Below are 22473 nucleotides of genomic sequence, written 5' to 3' on the forward strand. Positions count from 1 at the left end.
GACGTCAGGCAGGGCCCACCGGTGGTCATCAGATCGATGCTCCGGTGACGCCATGGTGGTCGGTGGTCATCAGGTGGTCTCCGGTGACCCCATGCAGGCCCCAAGAGGCCTGCAGATCAACTCAAAGGTTCTCCGGCAACGAAAACGACTTGAAAGTTGCAGGAGGTGGAACCAGAGTGTCGTGGTCTTCGTGTAGCCTGGAGAGAACCAACATGAGCCTGCGGCCGTCGGACGTCGCCAAGATCGTCGACCAGATCGACAGGCGGAAGGAATCGGAGTTCTGGCGGGATCCGGACCGGCCGTCGCGGGCCTTCGTACCCACACGTCAGAAGCAGGACCCGGCGATCCGCAGGGCCAAGGCCCGGGCCCGGACGGCAGCCTGGCGGAACGAGCTCGACCGCCTTGGGCGGCCGGAAGCCCGTGATATCGGCATGTCTCTGGTCACCGCTCTCGCGTCGTCTCCCGACCTTCTGTCCATGACAGGGCCGGAGGTCAGGTTCGTCTCCGCGGCACTGGCTGACCTCGAAAGCCGAGGTTTCGACCGGGCGCAAGTGTTGCGGGTGCTGCGCAGGCTCCGGAATCGACTGCTGGATCCGGCAGACCGGCAGGGCGAGGAATCCGAATCCACCGGCCCCGCAAATCGGGCCGTCTTCGTGGAAAACGGAGTCCACGATTTTTTAGCAGAACGCGGTTGACGATTGCTGGGATCGGGGCGATCGTCTCTTTGCGACGCTGAAACGTCAGCACATGTCGGCAGAATCCTTGGCGGGAAGCCGACAGACCCCCAGGCCCGGCCGCGACCCCGCGCGCCGGGCCAATTAATTTTCAGATCGCCGGTTGACCTTGTCCGAGCTTGGACTCAGTGATGCCGTCATCGATGGCGGGTTGACCCGCTGTTGGTGGGTAAACTCAGGCCCGGTGGCATTCGTCATCGGGCTTTTTCTTTGCATGGTAGCCAGCCCGGAATCGAATTTACGCAGGGAAGTGCTCCGAAGATGCTTTTTACGCAGCCGGAATCGATTTTACGCAGATGCACCGGCGTGACCCGTCACACGGCTGTAGTTTGATGGATTTTCGGCCGGCACATTGCCGGCCATGATGGAACAAGGCTCATCAGCAGCAATGTCGCCGGCCGAGCGCAAGCGCGCGCAGCGCCGGCGGATGCGTTCAGCCGGCCAACCGTCGATCCAGAATTTCGACCGTGCGCTGCGCGAGGCGGTGTTCGCCTCCTACCAGACCGGTGAGCTCTCGATCGACATCCCGGACCTGGTGCAGAAGGTCGTCGAGCAGCTGTCCGTCGGTGATGTTACCGACCGCGGCTGCCGAACCACCGTGAAGGCGCTGCTCGCAAAGGCCGGTGCGGCTGCGGGAGGGCCTGCCAGTGTTCAAGGTTGACCAGCAGCAGTTCGAGCGAAACATGAACGGCATCGCCGGCGCCATCCAGGCGTCGTCGTCGCGCACTGTCAAGGCCAAGGGCCTCAATGCCAAGGACCGCACGCTCGATGCGCTGAACAAGTACGTCGACAAGCCGACGCCGTTCACGATCAGGAAGGGCGCGTACCAGTCGTCCACACGGCAGCTGCGGGGCGACAGCGTCGTGGTGATGTTCTCGATCGCCGAGACCCAGAGCGAGTACCTCAAGTACATCTTCGATGGCGGTGTGCGCGGCCCAGGCGATCCGGGCACAACCCGCAAGCGCATCTGGCTTCCGACATTCGTCTCGAAGAACAAGTATGGTGGCCTGCCTGCCGAGTTCATCAAGAAGGTCTCGGCCCGGATCGCCCGCAACAAGAAGGGGAAGGGCGCTGGCGAGGCGGCCCACTACGGCTTCGTCAAGCTCGACGCGCACGGCCACAAGGCCTCCGGCATCTGGAAGTTCCCGGGCCGCAACGGTAGACGCTCACGTCTATGGACGGCTCGGCGCCTTCTCGATGTCGTCTGGCAGTGCCGACAAGCGCTTCCGGCGCCAACTCAGGGAACGCAACGTTGCCGTCGCCGGCCTGACTGACGGCGAACGTCAGCACATGCACGAGCTGGCCCACAAGTATCGGCGCCAGATCGGCGCGCCGCCACCCGCGATTAAGCCAGAGCGGATCTGGTCCGGACGCCATTCGCTGTCATGCATCGCCGCGGCGGCGGCCACGTCGGCATCGTCACAGGCGTCGCCGACGGCGGCGTGGTCGTCATCTCAGGAAACCACCTCAGCGCTGTACGCGAGGCCGTCTACCCCCGAAACCGTATCTTCGCGTATCGAGGCTACTGATGCCGTCCGCTCGCTCCCGCGAAGAACTGCCGTCGAGAAGTTCGGATCGCAGCGCAGGCGATGAAGGCGCTCGGGATGGCCAAGAGCACCGTCGGCCATCACATGAAGCGGGCGGCGAGGCTCGGAATGACCGGTTACGAGCCGGCGCAGGATGGCTTCGAAGTCCGCTCGGTAAAGACGACAACCGGCGGCGGCATCCTCAAGAGCCAAACGATTGTGCCGGGCCACGAGGCTGGCCCGAGGTTCTCCGAGCTACCGCCGGGGGATGTACATCGATCGGATGACGGTCAACTGCGACGGTGATCAGAACGTTCGCCAGGACTGGCTCAAGCTGAAGGCCAATGCCGCCGACCTGGAATCGCAGTTCGCTGCGATCCGGACGGCCTTCAAGGAGTACTTGCCCGTCAGCAAGATTATCGAGGCCCCAATGGCCTTGAACGACAAGATGCAGGTCTACACCCTCGTCGATCTTCATCTCGGGCTGCTCTCGGACGACAAGGAGACCGGCCAGGCCAACGACCTTGACGAGGTGACGGCCCGCGTCTACGGCGGCGTCGACGATCCGGTCGACCGCGCGAAGCCGGCCGGCCACGCCCTCATCCTCAACCCCGGCGACTTCTTTCACGCTAACGACCAGTGCAACGTCACCCCGGCGTCCGGCCACCAGCTCGACGTCGATAGCCGGCACCCGAAGGTGCTCATCGCTGGCGTCAAGACCTACATCCGGATCATCGAGCGGGCGCTGCAGAAGCACGACTTCGTCGAGGTCAAGAACCTCCGCGGCAACCACGATCAGGAGACCGCTGTCGCACTCACGATCGCTGTGGCAATGTACTTCGCCAGCAATCCGCGCGTGAAGATCGAAATCGAGGCTGGGACTTCGACTTCTATTGGTGTCTATTCGGCAAGTGCTACATCGGCTCGATGCACGGCCGCAATATGAAGCCGGAGATGATGGCCCGCGCCATGTCCGAGGTGAACCCGGATTACTGGGGCGCGTCGACGTACCGCTGGTTCATCTTCGGCCACGTGAACCACGACGCCGTCAAGCGCGTCGGCAGCGTCAAGGTCGGGTCGTTCACCCAGCCGGTGCCCGGCGACGCCTAAGCACATCTGCACTTCCCCGGTGCCATCAAAGAGATGCGGTCAGTGGCGCTCCACGCCGACGGCTACGAAGACGGCCGCCACTCGGTCAACTGGCCGGTGCCGCTTCCGTACAGGGCTGCAGCATGAGCGGGAAGGTCTTCGACATGGTCCTCTACCGTTGCCGGCTCGCCGCGCAGCGCGCGATGCGGGCGAGCGTTCCGACCAGGGATTGCGTGCTGATGCCGGTCCCGGAGGGACATTCGAATGGGTGCCGCGATCCGAGTGCACCGAGCGCGAGCTCGCCGACATTGATTTTTTCAGGAAGGAATGCGGACTGTGACAGCCGAGAAGAGCGCACAAACGACCGACCGCACTGTATTCAACTCCGGAGCGTTCCGCGACGCCGACATCGACAAGATCGATTTCGAGGGACACCTGTCGCCATTGGCTGAGGAAGTCGCCGCCCGCTACATGCACGAGCACCGCATCCTGCCGGACGGCAGCTGGCGGGCTTCTAACAACTGGAAGAAGGGCATCTCGCTCGACAGCTACATCAAGTCGCTGGCGCGCCACTTTCAGGATCTGAGGCGCCTGCATTGCGGCATGCCGTCGCGTGATGGAGACGACATCTTCGCCGCCGTCGGCGCCATACAATTCAATATCAACGGCTACGCTCACGAAATCGAGAAAGCCAGGATCGAGGCGGCGCGGAATCCGGACGCGGACAGCGCACGCACGAGGCCGGCGGCGTAGATCCCGCCGGCTCACAATTTTGAAGGGGCGTCCAGGGAGATGATCGCGGCCATTTTGAGGGGAGCAGCTCGCTGGTTGATCTCGCTGAGTCTGGCCGGCGCGTTCGGCCTCTACGCGCTCTCGATCATCCTGCAGGCCTAGCGCGAGCTCCCGCGCGTTGCCGAGCAGCAGCGCTCGGAGATCCTCAAACAGCTGCAGACCCCGGAAGAGTGGGGCATGTGAGACGTCCGCGTATCTGACCATGCCATGGATTCGGGCTCGAACAAGTTAACGGATTGGTCCGGCGCCTCGGAATCGAACCGAGCCGCAGACAGTCGTCCACTGCCAACTAAGGGGGTATAAATCCCTGCCGCACGAACCAGTGCTGCGCCGGAGAGAAGGCTCTCAGGCGCGTCGTATCTGGCGTGTGTCGCGGCTCGAAATCATGCTGCGGATATAGCGGAATGCGCGCCTGCGGGCAAGCTCTCCGTCGCCCGCAGGCGCGGCGCTCCGCGGTCGGGGCCGCCCGGTTGATCACGCCGATCGTTCCGGACGACCGCCGCCGGCTGCCGCAGCGGCGCTGAGTATTGGGATCAAACTGCCATCATTGGGATTCGACCGCAGGGCATCCGGGGCCCGCGAGGCTTCGGGTGCCCTTCGGCTTGCGCGCGCCTGGTCACGTTCGGGATCCGGCGGGCTCCGGGCGCTAGTTCGGTCAGCGTTCTCGTGCATGCATTCTGATGGGAAGCTAACTCGTCTTAGCTTCCCGCTATCGCACTCTAAGTTACCCTGTGCATACGCGTGACGCCGTCACACGTGCGCCAGATTCCTGGAACGCCCCCGTTACTTCCCCCCCTTGGTGACGAGAAACCCGCGATTCATTCAGATCAGCTTGCCGGGTTCGCGCACCCGCTCGACCTGGCGCCTGCAGACCGTGACGTAGTCCGCACGCCTGCCGCGGCGTTTTTCGGCCGGCGTGGGCACCAGGCGCGGGTCGTCGACGTCGCTCGTGGATTCGTACAGCGGTCCGATCGTGATCTCGGCAGGCATGCCGGGCCGGCTTCCGGGCGCCAGCGTGCAGATCTCGTCGTCGTCGTTGGCGCCCGCACGCTCCGCCTTCTCCTTTCGGATCCGGTCCTTGGTAATCTGAAAATATTCCTGAAGCTCGCGGTGCTTGCCGACGGCCCAAGCCGACCATTTGCCGCCGAATTCCTTGTTGATCTTCTCCAAGAGTAGATCCCACGTGAAATTCGGCTCGTCCCAGTCGAGGATGATATCCCTGATCCGGCTCTTCGCGGCTTCCTTGATCCGGAGGCGCTTCTTGCCCGAAGGCGACGAGGACGCGCGGGTTCGGACCGGGCGCTTGCGGCGACCGTTGTCGATCTTCTCCCAGTCCTTCGTCGGCTTCGGCATCTCGTCCTTTTTCCAAGGATTCGATCCGTAAGCTGATTCTACCGGGGGACTGAAATCCACGCGCGATTCATGTGACAAACGCGACCTACACGAACGCCACGAATAGCGGCCTACGGCCGCAGGCATCTGCCGATGGTCTCCGCGATTCCCGGATCGCCGGTCTCAATGGATTCGGCGAAGGCGGGAAACGCGGCCAAATGTTCGTCCTCGAATGGTCTCGACCCGAACCGCATGACCAGTCGGCCGACGGCGAAGGCTTGGTCCTTGGCGTGGCGAGGGGCGGCTCCGTCCCTGTCGGGATCCAGCGTCGCGAGCGCGTATTTCGTGATCGCGACGGCCCGCGGGTCCATTCCCGTCATGCCAACTGGGGCGCCGTCCTGGGCGATCGTAACCGCCGAAACGGGCTCAAGATCGAGCAGGCTGTGGAGCACCGACAGCTGCTCCTCGGAGGCCCCGTCAAGCTGATCGATGGACCGCACCAATGATTGACGAGTATGAAGGTCGACCCGGAAGCCACGAGCATTCCTGAGCGATGGGACGGGGTCTTCAACGAGCGCGAAAGACTTGTCCGCACGCAGAATGACCTGAAGCAACTCCTCAAGCGTTTCCCGGCGGCTGTCTGCCGACGACAGGAGGTCCAGGTCGCCGCGGGACATGATCGCCATCGGCAGCATGGCGCCGGCGGAAGCTTCGTAAAGAGGGATGGCGGCGCTGCCGATCACCATCAGCTTCGGCCCGAGCAGCTCGTTCGTGGCCAGTTCGCGCAACACGTCGCCAGCGATCGGCTCCAGCCGACCGATCCGCAACGCCCGTCCCACCCGGATCAAGGGCTCGAGCTCCTGCTTCATTTCGGCGGCCGCCTTGTCGACCTCGGCGCGACCGCGGTCGAAGTCGGCCTTTTTCTTCTCGGTCGCCGGCGACCGTCGGCCGAGCGAGTTCATCTGCTTTTTGCCGGTGACCGGGTCGGTCCAATAGCTCGTCAGGTATTCGTGCGGACCCACCTGCTTCCAGCCCATGGCGCCCCGGAATTTCTCCTGGAGAGCCGTGAGGAGTCGTAGCGCGCCACAGTTCGCGGATATCTTCGAGATGCCTGATCTGGGTGCGGTCCATCGGGGTGGGGTCGAGGTCGGACATTCTCTTCGACCTAACGATGGACTGAGCCTCTCCACCGCTATGGACGCGGGGTCTTTCTATAAATCCTTGATTTTGCGGCGCTTAAGGAAATTTCCAATTTGGCAACAGCTTCTTGCCAAATTGGCTCCGCACGGACTGTGGCGAGTCACGGCCGAGTGCACTATGTTGTTCAGGAAGTCAGGATTCCGGAAATCAGACATGGCCACCCGCACAATTGAGATCAGCGACGATGTCTTCGAGGTTGCGAAGCGAGCTGCGGCAATCGACAAGGTTGATGTGACGACCCTGTTGGAGAGCCTTGTCCGACGCCGTGCGGAGTACCTTGAGGCTCTCGGCGACCTATCGTCCCACATGCCCCGCTTCAGTCTTGACCATTACGAAATGCAGCGCGACCCCGGGGAAACCGACGAAGAATACGAGCATCGCAAGAGCCTCTTCCGGTGAACACTATTCCGGTGCGGTCTGGCGACTTCGTCTGGACGCTCTTCCCCTATGAATCCGACCCAGACGTCCCAGGGCCGATACGGCACGCGGCCTGCGTAATTTGGGGCCTTCAATCAGGAGGCTTCGGCTGCTACAACGGCGCCGGTGTCTTCGCGAGGTCTGGTGGTTGGGGGTCTATACGTCATCCCAGGTTCAGAAGTTCGGCGACGCCTTGCCTGTCGGCGTCATACAGGTCACTGGCGAACGGGCGACCAAAAATGGCGATCAGTCGCCCTTCTTCATCGACGTTCGCAAGCGAGCGTTCATCCCGTTCACGCGGAAATTCTTTCCCGAGATCGACAAGCCGGGCAACGGCGTAATCGCTCCGGCGGACAAGGGACTGCTAAGAGAACTCATCAGGCAGTACCGGCTGATTAATGAGCGGTATCCCGAGTCCGTCGTGAATGTCGGTCCGCTTCGACCGTGAGGATAAGCCCGCCGCCTTCAGGCCGGTGCGCTCAACGTCAAATTTTCATCGCGCACTCCCACACGAAGATCAGCAAACAAAACCTCTGTTCAGGCTCACCAGGGATCAATGACGGATCCCCGGAACCTCCCTCCCGCTCAAGACCCTGGCACCGCCGTGCTCGCGCGCAAGGGCATCCACGCCTGCGGCGCGGACCCTCCCTTGCGCGCTGCGCGCGTCGTCACCGGACGGTTCGCGTGAGTACCGCCGGCGGCTGGACGGTTTCAAAGAGAACGTGGTCGGCGAGATCACGATCAGGAAGAATGTCTTGCGCGAGGGCCTTTCCAATGAAGCCCAGCTTGCCTTCCGCAAGTCTGTGCGCAAAGCGACGACTTCATCTCTTTCGAAGAAATTTCGGCTATCCGGATTATCGTGTGGAATGACGCCATGGGCGTGCGAACGTTTGGAGGCTCGCCAGTCAGCAAAACGCCGCTCGACATTTTATATAGCCGGCAAAGATCCGGGCCGGGTTATTATGACGGCTCAAGGGCCCGAAGGACCATTCCATCCATATGCGGGCGCTTTGACAAGCTCATCTGTGCCGATCAACTGAACGCTCGCATCCGTGGCCGCCAATTTGCGGAGGCCATCGGTGAAGCCCTTGCGGGAGAAATATACGGTGTTTTGCGTCCTTCCTTCCGTGGCGAACTTCGATTTGGATATATTTTCGAGCAGATCCCGATGTATCGATTCGCCTATAAGGGCGTTCTCCCACTTGCATTCGCCGAAGAGTCTCGACTGATCCAGGAGGCTGCCGGCGATATCGATGTCGAAGTCGGGTCCCCAGATCTTGCCTATCTCCGACGCCGGCGCGCCGAAACGCTCCTGCGCGTGCAAACGGATGTGGTCGCGACAAACCTGCTCGAATGCCCAGCCCATGTAGTCCGCGAGATGAGGTTGGATCTGTCGTTCGTAGACTTCTCCTCCGAATCCGAGAGAGATCGGGGACGCGTTCGGCAGAATGAACCTGTAATAGAACCGGAACAGCGGATCGCTTACATAGTACCTATTGTCCCGTGAATTTTCATCGGCGTCGAGCGAGCGTATCCGCTCGACGATCCTCATCCGGATCAGAGGTTCGAGATAGGGTGTTATCTGCGCCGTGTCCTTCATGCCGGGCACGCGATTGACGATTTGGCCAAGCTTCGTTCCGCCGCGGGCGATAGCGGCTACGATCGACGCATACCGGCGAGGTTCCTTGAGTTCCGATTGCAGCAGGAACTCGGGCTCTTCGAACAAGGCGCCAGTCTTCGCCAACAGCAGCCGCTCGATGTTCTCCCGAAGAGGGGCGTGAGGGTCGCACATCTGCAGGTAGTGTGGGATGCCGCCGAACGTCGCGTACGCCGCGATCTGCTCGGCCGCAGAGTAGTCGGGGAGGAATTCGGCGGCTTCCCGCAGGCTCATCGGCTCCAATGAGAGTGAAAACGTCCGCCTTCCGTAGAGAGGATTGCGCTCCGAAAGCAGGCTCTCCATGTGCGCGATCAATGAACCGCACAGCACGACCTTCAGGTTGCCCCGTTCCGCTGCCTTGCTGTCCCAAAACTTCTGGATGACCGAGGTAAGCGAATCCCTGCCATCCAACAGATATGGAAATTCATCGATGATGACGACAAGCCCGCGGTGAGTCTCGGCAGCGCGTGCGAGATAGTGCAACACGCTTGCCCAGTCGCCGATGCCGTCGAGCAGGGGGTCGGCCCCGATGGTTCTTGCGATTTCCGACTTGAAGGCTGAGAGATTTAGGGATTCATCAACCTTCGTCGCTTGGAAATAGACGAACTTGCCGTGGTGTTCTGCGGCGTGCTGTAGGAGCGTCGATTTGCCGACTCGGCGGCGGCCATAGACGATGCACAGCGAGGCCCGTGAGGTACGAAATTCCCGGTCCAAATCCACCAATTCTTGTTCGCGACCGACAAACATAGACCGCTCCATCAATATAATATGGATTATAATAATCCTGATTATATAGTCAAGGCGACGAGTCTAAACCTAGGAATTCCACACAAAAATCCGGATGGCCGAAATTTCCGCTCTCGATCCGAGCCTTCAGATCAACGCCAGCGGGTCCCGCCCAATTATACAGCTGACAGATCGCATCCATCCGCGCCTGCATAGTCCTGAGCGCGATGTTCGTCGGGCGCAGGACCATGGTGCAATACAGTTGGCGTCGTCGACCTGCAGGCCGTACTTGTTGATGGCAAGAACGCAGAGATCACCTTCCAACAGCCGAATGGTCTTCGTGCTCAAAGGAGCAATGTCGCCCCATTCCATCCTTCAACCCCCAGTTCGAAGTTTTTGGGAGCCGAAATATGGGAGCTGAAGAGGCGTGACAGGAGTTGCAATTTTATTTGCCGAGTTCGGCTGCAAGTAACTGATTTACCTGCGGATTCGCCTCCCTAGTTGACGAATCCGCGAAATCACGTCCTGGGGAGGAATGGCAGCTGGAAAATTGATTCCTCCAGAGCAGCCATCCCTCTGTTTTTGCTACGAATTCCGCTTGTTAGTCGGAATTTCCAAGGAACGACGATCTAAAACGGGATGTCGTCGGCCGTGAGCGTCGGCTTTTGTGTGCTGGCGGGCACCGGCTGCTGCGGCTTGGTGATAGGCCGAAGAGGAAATTTCCCGGCGTCGTTCATCGACAGGCGCGGCAGCGGTGGTGATAACGGTGGCGGTGGCGCCATCAGCCCCGCCCCTGGCAGTCGCGTCGGCGGCGCGGCCGGCGCCGGGGTCCGATCGATGGCGGGCGTCGGCTGCCACATTACCCCTGAACGCCGCGGCGGCGGTGCCAGCGGCGTCGTGATGATGCGCCTGCCTTCCTCGTCGAATTCCGGCTCAGCCACCGGCATCAGAGCCGCTGGCTCGGCTGGAATGGGCACCCAGATCCCAGGCGGCCTAGGCGACGTCGCGGGCCACGTCGGCAGCCGCGGAAATCTTGTGCTCGGCTTCGCCTGCTGCTCGTCCCGCTGCTCGACGGCAGTCGGCGCCGCCGCGACCGGCACCACGGGCGCCGGCTTGTGATCCGGCCGCTTGAACCTGGGGAAACCTCCAATGCGCGACATCATGCGTCCTCCAACAGTTCGGCTATGGCATTGTGAGCAAACTCGTCCAGCGGCTCGCACTCGCGCATCCATGCATCGATGTCGAATGAGCTGACCTCGTTGGCTGCGCGCCCGACTGCGTTGGCGGAGTAGCAGGCGTCGTCCGCACGGCGCCGCAGATCCTCGGCGTAGCGGTGCAGATGATCGACCAACAGCGCGTCGAGCTTTCGGACGTCGTCCGGGTGCATATTGCGATCGACGAGCGCACGGAGCGTACTCTTCTCGCAGCCGAGCAGGGCGGCCCCCGCGGTGCGCCATGCGGATCCATCGGTCCGCTGGAACGTCGAGACGAGCCGTTCCCAGTGCGGATAGTTGGGCCAGCGTGCCGCCATCACCAGCACTCCAAATAGTTCTGCCGCGAACACTTCGCGCAGATGCGATTGCCCCTATTCAGGCTAAAGAACATCTCTTCCCGTGGCACGCATCTCCGAGGCATGGCCGCAGCTTCGCCCTCGGATCGCGGACGCAGTAGCGCGAGACAGCGGTGATGATCGACCCCTCGGTACGGCCCATGCGCAGGGCAACGGCCGAATTGGAGAGTCCCTCGTCGCGAACGAAGCAGGCGAGAATGAGTATCTGGTCCTCGGTCCAGTGATCGCCATTCCTGTCCATCGGGCCGCAGGGATCTGCGTCGGATAATTTCGTGGCGCGCGCGAAGCCCGAAGTCGAAGGCATAAAGGTCATTGTGGTCGTCAGTCTTTGGCGCGTGAGGTTGGTGCGGTGTGGCCCATCTCATGGCGAACATCTCCTCGGCTTTGGCGATCTCTCGGCCGCGGCTGTGGGCGGCGATGGCGTTCGCGCGCCATCAGCAGCATCAGGCGGTCATCGATGCCGGGCGCAGGGCGCTTTCGCGCCAAATATCTGTAGAGCGTCGACCGGCCTATCCCGAGGTCGCAGGCGATGTTTATGCGCCATCCGACGAGAGGGTAGAGGAGTTCGCCGACCCAGCGGATGCGGCCGCCTTGGGTGGCAGGGATCTCTGTGTTCTTCGGCACTTCGAGTCCTTGAGATTAGAAGGCGACAATATCTACCGCTAGGGCTACATCTGAGACAGAGGTTGTGCCAAAGTCAAGAGGCAGTGAATCCTTGACCGTGAATCCTTGCAAAATTTTTGCTGTTTGCCTCTTGCAGCTTTTCGACGGAGTTTTCCTCGGAACAGCAGGGAGAGCCGCTATGCTAAGAGCTATCGTGGGATCAATAGTGTCTGCGCTGCGCGCGTTCGGGCGCGTCGTCGGCAGAATGGCAGTGGCGCCGCTGCGCCTCATCGACCGTGTGCTGGTCGGCGATAGCGGTTCTCCACAGGAGATTCCGGAGGTGCGCCCGTACGACAACGGGGAGGCGACCGACAGCTTCGATCGCCAGGCGATCTACGCCGAGGTCGCCAACCGCATCATGACCTGGGCGGCGGACTCAGTCGTGGCCGGCCGGCCGGTGCCGTTGGCGGCGCGCGACATTCCGATCGATCTGAGAGAGTGGCTGCCGGGTCTGACGCGCGACGAGTGCCTCGCGCTCATTAGGGCCGATGAAAAGGCCGTTTCTGCCCATTTGCAGCAGATGTTCCCGCTGCCTGGCGTGCGGCCCGTGCAGCGCCTGCCGCGCCTGCAGATGTGGCCGGCGGAGCCCTCGCTGGCGTTCGACGAGGGCTCCCCGGGGTTTCTCAGCTACGCGACAGATGCCGGTTGGCCCGTGCGATCGCGCGCTCGCGCTCGAATCGCGCGATCGTGATGCGCTGCGCGCGGTTGACGCGATGTTCGCGACGCCGGAGCAGTTCCGACAACTCGAGCGCGGCGCGCAACTGGTGCTCGCGCCAGCCGGCGTTCGCCGCCGCGCGCTGCGCGCGCAAGTCGGCGAGCCCGGCTCCGAGCGCGCCAGCGATCGTTGCGGCTCCGGCAACGGCGCCGACGCTGAATGCGGTGCTCTCAAAGTTCGTGTGGCTGCCTCCTGCCATGATCTGCTCTTCCTTCTGGTTCGTAGGACACAATATGTACCGCGCTTGTACTATACGGGAACATGTGTTAATTATCGATCCAATGAATCCTTCGGATTGCAAGGATTCGGCTTTTCTCCGCCGGAGGCTCAGATGACGGAGAACGGTCTGAACTATCGAGTGGTGCAGGCGTATCAGCGATGACGAAGTGGTCGGACGACGAATACGAGATCTTGCATCGGCTCTATCCCGTCGGCTGCCGCGCGGTGCAGGCTCTGCTGCCGCATCGCTCGATCGGGACAATCAAGGTCATTGCTCACCGGCACGGCGTCCAGTCCGCCCGCGCAAAGGCGAGACGCCGCTGGACGGCCGAGGAGGATGCGATCATCCGCGCGAATTTTCCGCTGCTCGGTTCGAAGCGCACGGCGCGACTGCTGCTGACCGGGAGGACCCCGGATCAGGTGTGCCGTCGCGCGTGGAATCTCGGCGTCGCGTATCGCACCTGGACCGCAGAGGAGGACGGCAAGATTCGCCTCCATTACCGGACGTTCGGTCCGGATCTCACTGCAGGCCTGCTTGTTGCGCGCACCACGAGACAGGTAAGGGCGCGCGCAGGCGTGATCGGAACGACGACTCCGAAGCTGCGCGTCGTCGAACCGGAAAGGCTGGCAGCGTGAGCACGTTCCTGATCGCGGACCCGCACTTCTTCCATGCCGGCATCATCAGGCTGTGCCAGCGCCCGTTCGCCGACGTGCGCGAGATGAACAACGTCCTGAAGATGTCCTGGAACGCGGTCGTCGGCGACAATGACGACGTCATCGTGCTCGGCGACTTCGCCCACCGCGCCGGCGACGCGAAGGAATTGCGCGCGCTGTTCGACAGCCTGCAGGGGCGGAAGCACCTTGTGATCGGCAATCACGACGGCCCGAACACGCTGGCGCTGCCGTGGGCTACGCCGCCTAAGGATATCCTGCTGTGCTCGGTGGAATCGACACGACTCGTTCTCTGTCACTACGCGATGCGCGTCTGGCCGTCGATGCGGAAGGGTTCGACCCTCCACCTGTTCGGCCACAGCCACGGGCGTCTCGCTGGCACCCAGCGGAGCGCCGACATCGGCGTCGACGTCCTCGGCTGGGCGCCGCTGCGGCTCAATCAGATCAAGGCGCACCTCGCGAAGCTGCCGCCGCTGTCGGATCTTGAGGGCGACCCGGATCCGAACGGAGGAGTGACGCCGTGACGCTGCGCATAAACCTGGTTAGCGATTTGCATCTCGACATCGCCGGCAACGCGCTCGCGAGCATGCCGGCCGTCGACGCCGACGTGACGGTTGTTGCCGGCGACGCGGCCGCGCCGGGGACGGTCGCGCTGCGCCGCGTGCGCGATCTGTATTCGGACCGGAGCCGGCCTTTGATCTATGTGGCCGGCAACCACGACTATTACAGCGAGGGCAATCCCAAGATCCTGCGTCGTCACCCCGAAATGAAAACCACTTGGGACGCCCAGCGCAGGCTGATGCCGGAGGTCGCGCGCGAACTGGACATCATCCTGCTCGACGACTCCGCTGTTGAGATCGAGGGCGTGCTTTTCATCGGCAGCACGATGTGGACCGACATGTCCGTGCGCCCGCCCTACATGTCGCACGCCGAAGCGGTGCGCGCCGCCGGACGCACGATGAACGACTACAGGTGCATCAAAACCGGCGCCGGCCGCTCGCGCGACAGGCTGACGCCGGGGCAGACCGTCGACGCCCACAAGGCGTCGGTCAGATTCATCGAGAGCGCGCTGGCGGACCGTCCCGCCGATCAGGACGCGGTCGTCGTCACGCACATGGCCCCGTCGCGCCGCTCGCTGCTCGGCTACGATCCTGCGCATCCGGAGCGCATCCGCGAAATGGACTGGTGCTACGCGGTTGACCTCGAGCGCCTGATGACTGGCGACGCGGCACCTTCTCTTTGGCTGCACGGTCACATCCACGGCAACCGCGACTACACCGTCTGCAACGCCAGGATCGTCTCGAACCCGAGGGGATATCCGGAGCTCGGCGGCCGCCGTGAGAATCCGGATTTCGACCCGGCGCTGGTGATCGAGTTGGAGCCGAAGCTCTCGCTCGGAATGAGGAGGTGATGGGAGATCCCGCCGGCACCACCGACGTCGACGACGGCGCCGAATCGCTCTGGATGGTCTGCCGCCCGCGCGTCGGCGACTTCATCGTTCGCTGGCGCGATCTGACGGAAGCCGAGCAGCGCGACGCATCGACCACCACAACAAACTGCACCCGCCACTGGAGACGACATCGTGACCCAACGTATCCACGCCGCGCCCAACCAATTTCCAGGCCGCGTCATGATCGTGCAGGACGGCGAGGTCATCGCGATGGGCCCGCTGTCGAACCTGCTGGTCATCTCCCGCGCGCTGTCGACGCCGAACGTCGACATTTACCTACACCCGCACGATGCCTTGTTCAAGGCGTGGTTGGTCGATGAGGCGGAGAGAAAGCGGAGGCTGAATTGATGGACCGTCGTCAACTCATCGCCGGTGCCGGCGCTACCGCACTCGTCGCAACGATGCCGGCGGTGGCTGCTGTGGCTGAGATAGCAAACCCCGCCATCGAGCGCATGAAGTCGCTCCTGCATCAGCTGTTCGGGCTACTGCGGTCCGAGGGATACGCCACCGCGCAGTTACGCGACGGCGGGCAAGATCCTGTTCTGGCTGAACGACCGACAGGACATCGCATCGATGTGCGTGATGTCGCTCGATGAAGACGCCATTCCTGATGTCGTCGAGGTGCTGGAACGGGCAGCGGCGATCGAGCCGACTATGGTGCGACCATGAGCTACCGAGACCGAGACGCGCGTGTGCGTCCGGAAAAGGGAGGCTGAATTGAAGATCAACGTTTTGTTCGAAGTGCCTGGATCCATTGTGCCGGCGATCGAGGGTGTCGTCACGCTCACTGGCTGAGTCCCGACGAGATCGGTCAGCGCCTCGTCGACCGGCTGCTGCCGCGGATTGTCGCCGGCGAACTTTCCGGAGGCGACATCTTCTCGCTCCCGACTCTGCAGTCGGTGATGTAGTTCCTGTCGGTCGCCGACCGGATCGTGGCGCCATACGAGGAGTGTGAAGGCGACAAGGGGAGGCTGAATTGACAGACGACTTTATCGATCAGGTCGCCAACGCCAAGCGACAGTCGCAGGAGTTCCTGTGCTCGATCGGCATCAAGGACAACCTGTCCAATGCCGTTACGACAGGACACATCGGCAGCTTCATCATAGAGAATATGGCTGAGAATATGGCTGAGTGCCCGGCATATCTCGCCGGCATCACCGAAGGACTCTGGTGGACTCGGTACCGTGGCGCCGCTGATGGGCCTCAGGTCGTCTACGTCAGGGAGTGGGGCGATAGCCGCTGGGTAGAATGGCATGGTACCGCCGAGGCCGACGATCTTTCTGACGCGGTTGCAAAAGGGCTCCAGTTCTTCTGCAAGGTCGAACCGCCCGCTGGCATTGCCTGATGCCCTCCTACTTCGCCCGCACCCCTTCGCGCAGGAAGGCCGTCCGCTGGAAAGCGATGACGCCGAAGCTCGCGCGCCTGCTCGGGATGCCAGCGAAGGAGAGGGCGAAGCCGAAGAGCACGATGCCCAAGTTCAGCTTTTCAACGAGCACATCCGCGTTCGCCTGGTCGCCGGCGCGGTGGCGTTCGCGATCGGCAACGGCGGCCACCGGCACCCGAAGGTCGCGAAGGAGATGCGCGAGGAAGGCGTCACGCCCGGCGTGCCGGACATCTTCGTGATCCACGCCAGGTAGGCCTACTTCCTCGAGATGAAGAAGGCCAAGGGCGGGCGGGTGTCGAAGGAGCAGAAGACCATGATGGCCCGCCTGGTCGCCGCTGGCGCGATCTGCGCGGTGGCGTGCGGCCTGGACGAGTCGGTCGCACAGTTGGAGGCATGGGGCCTCCTGGTGGCCGCGATGGCGGCCGGGACAGAGGAGATAGCGGCGTGAGCGAACCCGATTTTTCAAGGTGAAGGGCTGTCTCGACCTCAAGACAGGCAAACGAAGATGCCGGAGGGCGGGCTCGGCGGGGAGTTCGTCATCGGCGAAGAGGCCGAGCGCACATACCGCGGAAACCTCACTGCGCACTATCTGACACTCTGCTCGCCAGCGCTCGAAGGACGGAGTTCCGCCGACCTGGTGCCGCACGTCAAGGAATGGTTGCAGCCGAGGAGGGCGGGATGACCACACTTGAAGCTATCATTGAAGAACTGAAGCGCCAGGACGAGAAGGGAGGGTCTACCTTCGCCGCGGTGCCAACGGAGAGGCGACCGACAAGCCGACGGAGTTCTTGGTGGACGGTTACGTCGACCTAGTCGCGCTGGCGGTAGCTATAGACACCGCGGCGATCAGTCGTGTCGGGAAGGCCGGTTCGGTGCTCCATCATCGTGGGGTGGAAAGAATCCGAAAGAATGGCATCGCGATGACCGATGCACGCGGGAGGACGCTGCCAACCACGACAACGGAATCAATGACGCCGTGAAGGCAATAAGGAGCATCAGATGACCACCACCTTCACCATCCCCGAGCGCCTCTGGGTCGCCTTCGCCGGCGCCCTCTTCGTCGCCGTCGCTGCGTTCGGTATGATCCACGTCGCGCCGAACCGGCACCTGTTCCCGCAGAACGAGATCACCGCCACGATCGGCCTCTACCTGGCGTCGATCCTGATGATCCTCGGCGTCTGGATGATCGCAGACTGGCGGCGGAAGCGGCGGGTGGCGCGGCTGCAGGAGTATGAAGACAACGCCGCCGCTGTCATCCGCGAGGTTGGTCTCTACCTTCCCGCCGGGGGGCAGGCCGCTGCCGACCACCGGCAGCGCAGTCGTCAAAGGTCCGCGGCAGGGTCACCGAAGAGGCCCAGGCCAAGATCATGAATTCTGTGGCGACCACGCTGAAGGATGCATTCGCTGATCCGGAGGCCGACCTACAGCGCCACCTCACCGACGCGCTCGCCGTCATGCTGCGGCATCCGGAGATCACCGTCGACGCCGGCACGCTGAAGCTGCTGTCGCGCAGGCCGCCGACGACGCGGGGGCCGGACGGCAGGTTCAAGAGCAGGAGGGCGTGATGGCGGATGGCAAGGTCATCGCCACGGTCGAGAACGGCGACATCGTAATCAGGATCCCGCGGCTTGCGATCCCGTACATCGCGGCCGACACCGCGGCGGAGCTTGGCGGCGACACGGTGATCTTCGTCGGAGACATTGGCGGCTTGCGCGACGAGATCGTCGCCGGCATCAATGACGCTCGCATCGCCGAGACCATGGTCGGCGGCGTCATCGTTGGGCTGATTAAGCGAGGGACCAAGCACGCGGCGGCGGTCAAGTTGCCGGTCGACGTCGCTGTGTACAGCTTGCAGACCGTCGAGATGGCGAAGAGCGGCGAAACGTGAGCTGCTACTACGACGATTTCCAGCACCCGATAGGCTCGATCGTCACCCGGTTGGGTACCGACCGGTGGTGCGTCTTCGGATCGAACGCCACGGAGACGGAGGTCGCCGACCTCGTCTATGTGGAATGCATCAGGGCACCAGACGGCGAGAACCCCTGGTGCAAGCCGGGCGATTACGCGGAGGCGACTCCGGACAGGTACAGGCTCATTTCTTCGCCAGCCCCTTGAACGACGAGTGCCGCAGATACCCCTCCGACGTGATGTCGCGTACTCGACGTTCACGACCAGCTTGGGATCCACCCACATCGCCTTCGGCTTCCGGAGGTGGCGTCAGCGTCATGGCGATCGTAGAGAATCGCTTCGACTTTGGATCACTATGCAGAAGTTATAGGCGGAAAGCCAGGCCGCACTCGATGGGCGGAGTCAACCGATGCTTGAGTTCTTGAATTTTTCGCCGGTGGCGGCATGGTCCGCGCGGGCTTGGGCGAGAGCTGGACCTGCCGTTTCGCCAAAGGTTTCGACCACAAGAAGGGCGCGGCCTACCGTACGAACTGGGAGCCTGAGAGCTCGCCTAAGGCCCTGAAAACGGCCGACGTGAAGACCCTGACGACCGGCGACCTTCCCGGAAAGCTGGACTTGGCCTGGGCGTCGTTTCCTTGCGAGGACTTGTCGCTCACCGGCGAGACGCACCCCTCGTTGTTCGTCTCCACAATCGCCGAATAGCCAGTGGCGAAGACAATGCGCGCCGAATTGCGTCAATGTTCCAGGGAGTTACTGCGGGCTGGCAGTATTCAAGAACTCCTGACGCACCTTCTCCTCACGGACAAAGAAGCAGTCCGTACGATCTCCATATCCTGCTCGTGCCTGTTTCGCAGAAGGGGGGAGAGCACATAGGTTGGTACTACGCGCACGCCATCTAGGAGGAAGTCGCCGCGCTCGCAAAGTTGACTTCAACGGCGCTCTCGATTTCGGTGAAGCGGGCGGAGTACCGATCCTGCCAAAGACCTATCACGCCGGCCGCGGTGAGCTCGGGATATTTCCACGTCAACAGCGAATAGAAAGCCGCGAGGTTGGGTGGAGGCGGGCTGATTGGTCAGATCGCAGAAGTGAAGTTCGGCCAGCGCTCCCGCTGCGGAGATGAACGCGCACTGATCAATGCCGAGCTCCCGCAGGTGCTCGTTGCGATCACGAACCGGCCGCTCGTCGTCCTGCAATCCGACGCTCGAGCACGATGTGACCGGGGGCCAGTCCGGATTCGTTCGCCGCCACGTAGTGACCCAGCTCATGCAAGAAAACTCCGCCTTACTCAGCAAGAATCCCTTCGCGTCTTGCTTGTTGCTCCGTAACCAATGTCGATCGATGGCCATTTCCGTATTGCCATTCGACCATTGCTTTCGTCGAGAATTGCAATTCGTCTCAGCAATCACTCGATTTTCGCTGGAAGCAGAATGTATGACCGTCATGTCTCACGACGGCCATACATTAACGTGGCAGGCTAGAGCTGCGAACGCGTCTGCATCTTCTTGAACACGGTGTTGCACTTGTGCTCGAGGAGCTCGTCCGAGGTGGACAGAACTTCCTCGACACGTTCGAGGAGAGCCAAGGCCTGCGTTTCCGAGAACATGCGGACAAGGGTAATCAGCTCTTCCAGGTGCTCACGCTCGACATCCAGCTTCGCCATGAAGGCGGCGCGGTTCTCGGGAGTATCGTTGGCGAACTTGACGCCGACGATTTCCTCCCGAAAATCGTGCTGCTCGTTCAAAGCATTCTGGATGGCTGACGCGAAAAGAGCCTTGCCGCTGACGTAGGCGAGCGTGTCGGAACCGTCCAAGAGCTGGCAGAGCGTGCGGAAATGGTCGAGACGGATCGCCGCCAAATCCGCTTCGACGATCAGGACCGCGAAGCGGTTTGCCACAGCATTAAGCGCCTGTTCATGATTGACGTGCTTCTTCTGCAGGAAGTGGTCCAACGTACTCATTACTGAAACCCTTTCTTGAGGTAGCTCAGCTACCCGATCGATCACAGCGAATTGCTGCGTCGCCCTTCTACGGACTTTGCCCCGAAAACATAGGCAAGTGGTCGGTAAGGTTTTGATGCAGCGTCTCTTGAACTGGCCTGGACGAGGACACAAAGGACGATGGGAATACACTTGCCGTTTGTTGGATATGTCAGGCCGAGCGGAACGCGCGGTACTCGAATGGATCCTGGCGGGAAGTACAATACCGGGAACATCACTAAGATACGTGAGTTCTTTCAATTTATGCGTGACGTGCCGCGCACGCTTCTAAACGATCAGTTGGTGCTCACCCCGAAGAACTTCGATCGTGATCATGCATTCGATGATATCTTGTTTGAGACCGATGAAAGTGAGCGGACGGTATTCCAAAGATTCTTGCGCCTAGGCAGGCCAAAGTCTCTGGTCATACCGCATCTTGATCACCTCTTCGACGCACGAAATCCTCTGATCGAGGAGTTCGCGAAAGATGCTCTCAGGTCTTACATTCCGATTATTTCGCTTTCCGACGATGAAGTCCCGTTGACGCCCGCGCAGATGAGATTGTGGGGCGATCAACTACCCTTCAAGATCATGGAAAATCAGTCCAACGTTCATAACTCGATCGAAGCCCGGTTCGCCAAGTTCGGAGTCAAATTTTAAGTCCATGTCTGATGAAGCGCGGCTAGATTTAATTCCACTAAGTGCCGTAACGTTATCGCAGAGAAGAAAGTATGGGCGAGAAGATCGACGACGAAAACATATCAAGACAAAGTTCCGGATTGGCGGGCGACTGCAGCGCCTGTTTTCCGTTTAGCGAGGCATCGACCATGACTCCGACAGTCGCGTGCGGTGTGAACCTGTGTGCCGGTCCAAGATCGATGCATCTACGGCAATAAAAAGTCGTCTGCCTGAGATCACCCCTCCTTGAAGGCCTGTCTTTCTTCTGTGTCACGGGAGAGCGAGGATCTTCCCCTTGTTGCCCGCGAGTTCCGGCTCACGCAGGGGCGGGGCCGCTCCCCTCGCACAGCGAACAGTTGCGAGCGCATCGACTAGTTGGACGCGCTCTAGCGCTGACAGCAGAAACTAGACGATATCTGTGCTTCGCAGAGGTCGTTGCTGATAAGCGTTGCGGCGGTGCAACGAAAGATGAACTCCGATCAGAACGCGGGCTTCGAAATCGTCATCAGGTGCCGTATCTCCATCTCGTGCACCTCCGGCCGAACAATCTCCTGATCGCATGAGGCAATGGGTGATAGCAGCCCGCACTTTTCTACGAATGTAGAAAGCCGGCAGATTGCAGCCAGAACCTGCAATCTCATGCGAAAGTCATAAGCGGTATGGCCGTGGTCCGGCTTGAACTCGCCCGCATTACCCCGCACAATGCAGCGGCGGGAAGCTCCAATTTGTCAAAATACAACAAGTACATAGGGAAGAAGCACGTGGGACATATCCTGAAAGCCGCGGCCGTGTTGGCGGCCATGACCGCCGGTGCACCTGCCTTTGCCGCCTGGGAGCCGACCAAACCGATTGAAATCGTGGTCGCGGCCGGCGCCGGCGGCGCCTCCGACCAGATGGCGCGGATGATGCAGGCGGCGATCCAAAAGAACAACCTGATGAAGCAGCCGATGGTTGTGTCGCTCAAGGGCGGGGCGTCCGGCGCCGAGGCGCTGATGTACATGAAATCCAGCGACGGCGATCCCAACAAGGTGCTGGTCGCCTATTCCCTGATCTACATGCTGCCGCTGTCGGCCAAGATTCCGTTCAACTGGCGTGACCTGACGCCGGTGTCGGTGGTCGCGCTCGACCAGTTCGTGCTGTGGGACAATGCCGAGGGTCCGAAGACGGTGAAGGATTTCATCGCCGCCGCCAAGGCGGCGAGCTCGCCGTTCAAGATGGGCGGCACCGGCTCCAAGCGCGAGGACCATGTGTTGACGGTTTTCATGGAGCAGAAGACCGGCGCGAAGTTCTCCTATCTGCCCTACAAGTCCGGCGGCGAGGCGGCGACGCAGCTTGTCGGCAAGCACACCGAAGCCAATGTCAATAACCCGTCTGAAAACCTCGAAGTCTGGCGCGCCGGACAGGTCCGCGCGCTGTGCGTGTTCGACAAGGAGCGCATTTCCTACAAAACCAAGGTCACGGAGACGCAATCCTGGAACGACGTCCCGACCTGCAAGGAGGAAGGGCTCGACGTGCAGTACCTGATGCTGCGCGCGATGTTCCTGCCCGGCAAGGTGACGCCGGAGCAGCAGGCGTTCTATGTCGACCTTTTCCAGAAGGTGACGCAGACGCCGGAATACAAGGACTACATGGAGAAGCAGGCGCTCAAGCCGATCTTCCTCACCGGCAAGGACATGCTGAAATTCCTCGAAGAGGACGACAAGCTGAATGCCTCGCTGATGAAGGAAGCGGGCTTCGTCGCGAAGTAACCCGCTTTGTTGTTTTTT

32 protein-coding genes and 1 pseudogene are annotated in these 22473 nt (G+C 61.6%); 26 read left to right on the top strand and 7 right to left on the bottom strand.

What is annotated here, in order from left to right; all coding sequences use genetic code 11:
- Window positions 1-212: 212 nt before the first annotated feature.
- The 7 genes from V1278_RS15490 (at window position 213) to V1278_RS15520 (ending at window position 4102) form a co-directional block, all read left to right on the top strand.
- Window positions 213-695, top strand: coding sequence for a hypothetical protein (locus V1278_RS15490; RefSeq protein WP_334381384.1), 483 nt, complete (start codon window positions 213-215; stop codon window positions 693-695).
- Between the two features lie 427 nt (window positions 696-1122).
- The gene (locus V1278_RS15495) at window positions 1123-1395 is read left to right on the top strand and encodes a hypothetical protein (protein ID WP_334381385.1); all 273 of its coding nucleotides are present in this window, start codon (window positions 1123-1125) and stop codon (window positions 1393-1395) included.
- Complete coding sequence (locus tag V1278_RS15500) at window positions 1382-2008, top strand: hypothetical protein (RefSeq protein WP_334381386.1); 627 nt, start codon at window positions 1382-1384, stop codon at window positions 2006-2008. Before V1278_RS15495 ends, V1278_RS15500 begins: the two co-directional genes overlap by 14 nt.
- A 330-nt stretch (window positions 2009-2338) precedes the next feature.
- Window positions 2339-2566, top strand: a complete 228-nt coding sequence (locus V1278_RS15505; RefSeq protein ID WP_334381387.1) for a hypothetical protein — start codon at window positions 2339-2341, stop codon at window positions 2564-2566.
- Window positions 2544-3206, top strand: a complete 663-nt coding sequence (locus tag V1278_RS15510) for a hypothetical protein (RefSeq protein WP_334381388.1) — start codon at window positions 2544-2546, stop codon at window positions 3204-3206. The genes V1278_RS15505 and V1278_RS15510 overlap by 23 nt, the downstream gene beginning before the upstream one ends.
- An 8-nt stretch (window positions 3207-3214) precedes the next feature.
- Window positions 3215-3370, top strand: a complete 156-nt coding sequence (locus tag V1278_RS15515) for a hypothetical protein (RefSeq protein ID WP_334381390.1) — start codon at window positions 3215-3217, stop codon at window positions 3368-3370.
- Between the two features lie 315 nt (window positions 3371-3685).
- Window positions 3686-4102, top strand: coding sequence for a hypothetical protein (locus V1278_RS15520; RefSeq protein ID WP_334381391.1), 417 nt, complete (start codon window positions 3686-3688; stop codon window positions 4100-4102).
- An 861-nt stretch (window positions 4103-4963) separates the two neighbouring features.
- Here V1278_RS15520 and V1278_RS15525 read toward each other — a convergent pair.
- Both V1278_RS15525 and V1278_RS15530 read right to left on the bottom strand, forming a co-directional pair.
- Window positions 4964-5494 (bottom strand): hypothetical protein, encoded by a 531-nt coding sequence (locus V1278_RS15525; protein ID WP_334381392.1) that lies wholly within the window; start codon window positions 5492-5494, stop codon window positions 4964-4966.
- Window positions 5495-5604: 110 nt separating this feature from the next.
- Complete coding sequence (locus tag V1278_RS15530; RefSeq protein WP_334381393.1) at window positions 5605-6510, bottom strand: GSU2403 family nucleotidyltransferase fold protein; 906 nt, start codon at window positions 6508-6510, stop codon at window positions 5605-5607.
- Between the two features lie 316 nt (window positions 6511-6826).
- Here V1278_RS15530 and V1278_RS15535 point away from each other — a divergent pair, with 316 nt between their 5' ends.
- Both V1278_RS15535 and V1278_RS15540 read left to right on the top strand, forming a co-directional pair.
- Complete coding sequence (locus tag V1278_RS15535; RefSeq protein ID WP_334381395.1) at window positions 6827-7072, top strand: hypothetical protein; 246 nt, start codon at window positions 6827-6829, stop codon at window positions 7070-7072.
- Window positions 7073-7238: 166 nt separating this feature from the next.
- Entirely contained in the window at window positions 7239-7538 is a 300-nt protein-coding gene (locus V1278_RS15540; RefSeq protein ID WP_334381396.1) for a hypothetical protein, read from the top strand.
- Window positions 7539-8060: 522 nt separating this feature from the next.
- Here the strand turns inward: V1278_RS15540 and V1278_RS15545 are convergent.
- From V1278_RS15545 to V1278_RS15555, 3 genes are all read right to left on the bottom strand, one after another.
- Window positions 8061-9494 carry an ATP-binding protein gene (locus tag V1278_RS15545; RefSeq protein ID WP_334381397.1) on the bottom strand — a complete coding sequence of 478 codons (1434 nt, stop codon included), beginning with the start codon at window positions 9492-9494 and terminating at the stop codon, window positions 8061-8063.
- 608 nt (window positions 9495-10102) lie between these two features.
- Window positions 10103-10636 carry a hypothetical protein gene (locus tag V1278_RS15550; RefSeq protein WP_334381398.1) on the bottom strand — a complete coding sequence of 178 codons (534 nt, stop codon included), beginning with the start codon at window positions 10634-10636 and terminating at the stop codon, window positions 10103-10105.
- Complete coding sequence (locus V1278_RS15555) at window positions 10633-11004, bottom strand: hypothetical protein (RefSeq protein WP_334381399.1); 372 nt, start codon at window positions 11002-11004, stop codon at window positions 10633-10635. Before V1278_RS15555 ends, V1278_RS15550 begins: the two co-directional genes overlap by 4 nt.
- A gap of 402 nt (window positions 11005-11406) precedes the next feature.
- Here V1278_RS15555 and V1278_RS15560 point away from each other — a divergent pair, with 402 nt between their 5' ends.
- The 9 genes from V1278_RS15560 (at window position 11407) to V1278_RS15600 (ending at window position 16107) form a co-directional block, all read left to right on the top strand.
- Window positions 11407-11709: a hypothetical protein gene (locus V1278_RS15560; RefSeq protein ID WP_334381400.1), complete on the top strand. Its 303-nt coding sequence runs from the start codon at window positions 11407-11409 to the stop codon at window positions 11707-11709.
- 163 nt (window positions 11710-11872) lie between these two features.
- The gene (locus V1278_RS15565; protein WP_334381401.1) at window positions 11873-12397 is read left to right on the top strand and encodes a hypothetical protein; all 525 of its coding nucleotides are present in this window, start codon (window positions 11873-11875) and stop codon (window positions 12395-12397) included.
- A 22-nt stretch (window positions 12398-12419) separates the two neighbouring features.
- Complete coding sequence (locus tag V1278_RS15570) at window positions 12420-12803, top strand: hypothetical protein (protein ID WP_334381402.1); 384 nt, start codon at window positions 12420-12422, stop codon at window positions 12801-12803.
- Window positions 12800-13276 carry a hypothetical protein gene (locus V1278_RS15575; protein WP_334381403.1) on the top strand — a complete coding sequence of 159 codons (477 nt, stop codon included), beginning with the start codon at window positions 12800-12802 and terminating at the stop codon, window positions 13274-13276. Before V1278_RS15570 ends, V1278_RS15575 begins: the two co-directional genes overlap by 4 nt.
- Window positions 13273-13836 carry a metallophosphoesterase gene (locus V1278_RS15580; RefSeq protein ID WP_334381404.1) on the top strand — a complete coding sequence of 188 codons (564 nt, stop codon included), beginning with the start codon at window positions 13273-13275 and terminating at the stop codon, window positions 13834-13836. The genes V1278_RS15575 and V1278_RS15580 overlap by 4 nt, the downstream gene beginning before the upstream one ends.
- The gene (locus V1278_RS15585) at window positions 13833-14723 is read left to right on the top strand and encodes a metallophosphoesterase (RefSeq protein ID WP_334381405.1); all 891 of its coding nucleotides are present in this window, start codon (window positions 13833-13835) and stop codon (window positions 14721-14723) included. Before V1278_RS15580 ends, V1278_RS15585 begins: the two co-directional genes overlap by 4 nt.
- A gap of 171 nt (window positions 14724-14894) precedes the next feature.
- Window positions 14895-15110 (top strand): hypothetical protein, encoded by a 216-nt coding sequence (locus V1278_RS15590; protein WP_334381406.1) that lies wholly within the window; start codon window positions 14895-14897, stop codon window positions 15108-15110.
- Entirely contained in the window at window positions 15110-15358 is a 249-nt protein-coding gene (locus V1278_RS15595; RefSeq protein ID WP_334381407.1) for a hypothetical protein, read from the top strand. Before V1278_RS15590 ends, V1278_RS15595 begins: the two co-directional genes overlap by 1 nt.
- A 380-nt stretch (window positions 15359-15738) precedes the next feature.
- Window positions 15739-16107 (top strand): hypothetical protein, encoded by a 369-nt coding sequence (locus V1278_RS15600; protein ID WP_334381408.1) that lies wholly within the window; start codon window positions 15739-15741, stop codon window positions 16105-16107.
- 7 nt (window positions 16108-16114) lie between these two features.
- Here the strand turns inward: V1278_RS15600 and V1278_RS15605 are convergent, their stop codons facing one another.
- Window positions 16115-16390 (bottom strand): hypothetical protein, encoded by a 276-nt coding sequence (locus tag V1278_RS15605; RefSeq protein WP_334381409.1) that lies wholly within the window; start codon window positions 16388-16390, stop codon window positions 16115-16117.
- Window positions 16391-16414: 24 nt separating this feature from the next.
- Here V1278_RS15605 and V1278_RS15610 point away from each other — a divergent pair, with 24 nt between their 5' ends.
- From V1278_RS15610 to V1278_RS15635, 6 genes and pseudogenes are all read left to right on the top strand, one after another.
- A complete protein-coding gene (locus V1278_RS15610) occupies window positions 16415-16594 on the top strand; it encodes a hypothetical protein (RefSeq protein ID WP_334381410.1) in 180 nt (59 codons plus the stop codon).
- A 551-nt stretch (window positions 16595-17145) separates the two neighbouring features.
- Entirely contained in the window at window positions 17146-17517 is a 372-nt protein-coding gene (locus V1278_RS15615; RefSeq protein ID WP_334381411.1) for a hypothetical protein, read from the top strand.
- Window positions 17514-17711, top strand: a complete 198-nt coding sequence (locus tag V1278_RS15620; protein WP_334381412.1) for a hypothetical protein — start codon at window positions 17514-17516, stop codon at window positions 17709-17711. The genes V1278_RS15615 and V1278_RS15620 overlap by 4 nt, the downstream gene beginning before the upstream one ends.
- Window positions 17711-18034: a hypothetical protein gene (locus V1278_RS15625; protein ID WP_334381413.1), complete on the top strand. Its 324-nt coding sequence runs from the start codon at window positions 17711-17713 to the stop codon at window positions 18032-18034. The genes V1278_RS15620 and V1278_RS15625 overlap by 1 nt, the downstream gene beginning before the upstream one ends.
- Entirely contained in the window at window positions 18031-18261 is a 231-nt protein-coding gene (locus tag V1278_RS15630; RefSeq protein ID WP_334381414.1) for a hypothetical protein, read from the top strand. Before V1278_RS15625 ends, V1278_RS15630 begins: the two co-directional genes overlap by 4 nt.
- A 222-nt stretch (window positions 18262-18483) precedes the next feature.
- Window positions 18484-18756 (top strand): annotated as a pseudogene (locus V1278_RS15635) (DNA cytosine methyltransferase); the annotation flags it as partial.
- A gap of 772 nt (window positions 18757-19528) precedes the next feature.
- Here V1278_RS15635 and V1278_RS15640 read toward each other — a convergent pair.
- Complete coding sequence (locus V1278_RS15640; protein ID WP_334381415.1) at window positions 19529-20056, bottom strand: hypothetical protein; 528 nt, start codon at window positions 20054-20056, stop codon at window positions 19529-19531.
- 126 nt (window positions 20057-20182) lie between these two features.
- Here V1278_RS15640 and V1278_RS15645 point away from each other — a divergent pair, with 126 nt between their 5' ends.
- On the top strand, window positions 20183-20689 hold the full coding sequence (locus V1278_RS15645) for a hypothetical protein (protein ID WP_334381416.1): 507 nt from the start codon (window positions 20183-20185) through the stop codon (window positions 20687-20689).
- 818 nt (window positions 20690-21507) lie between these two features.
- Entirely contained in the window at window positions 21508-22455 is a 948-nt protein-coding gene (locus V1278_RS15650; RefSeq protein WP_442893760.1) for a Bug family tripartite tricarboxylate transporter substrate binding protein, read from the top strand.
- Window positions 22456-22473: the final 18 nt, after the last annotated feature.

Origin of the sequence: Bradyrhizobium sp. AZCC 1577, from assembly GCF_036924575.1 — a bacterium.
In the GTDB taxonomy this organism is placed as follows: Bacteria; Pseudomonadota; Alphaproteobacteria; order Rhizobiales; family Xanthobacteraceae; genus Bradyrhizobium.

Coding starts and splice junctions, on each gene's coding strand:
- V1278_RS15490 (WP_334381384.1), top strand. CDS start 213: ATGAGCCTGCGGCCGTCGGACGTCGCCAAGATCGTCGACCAGATCGAC.
- V1278_RS15495 (WP_334381385.1), top strand. CDS start 1,123: ATGTCGCCGGCCGAGCGCAAGCGCGCGCAGCGCCGGCGGATGCGTTCA.
- V1278_RS15505 (WP_334381387.1), top strand. CDS start 2,339: ATGGCCAAGAGCACCGTCGGCCATCACATGAAGCGGGCGGCGAGGCTC.
- V1278_RS15510 (WP_334381388.1), top strand. CDS start 2,544: ATGACGGTCAACTGCGACGGTGATCAGAACGTTCGCCAGGACTGGCTC.
- V1278_RS15515 (WP_334381390.1), top strand. CDS start 3,215: ATGATGGCCCGCGCCATGTCCGAGGTGAACCCGGATTACTGGGGCGCG.
- V1278_RS15525 (WP_334381392.1), bottom strand. CDS start 5,494: ATGCCGAAGCCGACGAAGGACTGGGAGAAGATCGACAACGGTCGCCGC.
- V1278_RS15530 (WP_334381393.1), bottom strand. CDS start 6,510: ATGGGCTGGAAGCAGGTGGGTCCGCACGAATACCTGACGAGCTATTGG.
- V1278_RS15535 (WP_334381395.1), top strand. CDS start 6,827: ATGGCCACCCGCACAATTGAGATCAGCGACGATGTCTTCGAGGTTGCG.
- V1278_RS15545 (WP_334381397.1), bottom strand. CDS start 9,494: ATGTTTGTCGGTCGCGAACAAGAATTGGTGGATTTGGACCGGGAATTT.
- V1278_RS15550 (WP_334381398.1), bottom strand. CDS start 10,636: ATGATGTCGCGCATTGGAGGTTTCCCCAGGTTCAAGCGGCCGGATCAC.
- V1278_RS15555 (WP_334381399.1), bottom strand. CDS start 11,004: ATGGCGGCACGCTGGCCCAACTATCCGCACTGGGAACGGCTCGTCTCG.
- V1278_RS15560 (WP_334381400.1), top strand. CDS start 11,407: ATGGCGAACATCTCCTCGGCTTTGGCGATCTCTCGGCCGCGGCTGTGG.
- V1278_RS15570 (WP_334381402.1), top strand. CDS start 12,420: ATGTTCGCGACGCCGGAGCAGTTCCGACAACTCGAGCGCGGCGCGCAA.
- V1278_RS15575 (WP_334381403.1), top strand. CDS start 12,800: ATGACGAAGTGGTCGGACGACGAATACGAGATCTTGCATCGGCTCTAT.
- V1278_RS15595 (WP_334381407.1), top strand. CDS start 15,110: ATGGACCGTCGTCAACTCATCGCCGGTGCCGGCGCTACCGCACTCGTC.
- V1278_RS15610 (WP_334381410.1), top strand. CDS start 16,415: ATGAAGAAGGCCAAGGGCGGGCGGGTGTCGAAGGAGCAGAAGACCATG.
- V1278_RS15615 (WP_334381411.1), top strand. CDS start 17,146: ATGACCACCACCTTCACCATCCCCGAGCGCCTCTGGGTCGCCTTCGCC.
- V1278_RS15620 (WP_334381412.1), top strand. CDS start 17,514: ATGAATTCTGTGGCGACCACGCTGAAGGATGCATTCGCTGATCCGGAG.
- V1278_RS15625 (WP_334381413.1), top strand. CDS start 17,711: ATGGCGGATGGCAAGGTCATCGCCACGGTCGAGAACGGCGACATCGTA.
- V1278_RS15650 (WP_442893760.1), top strand. CDS start 21,508: ATGACCGCCGGTGCACCTGCCTTTGCCGCCTGGGAGCCGACCAAACCG.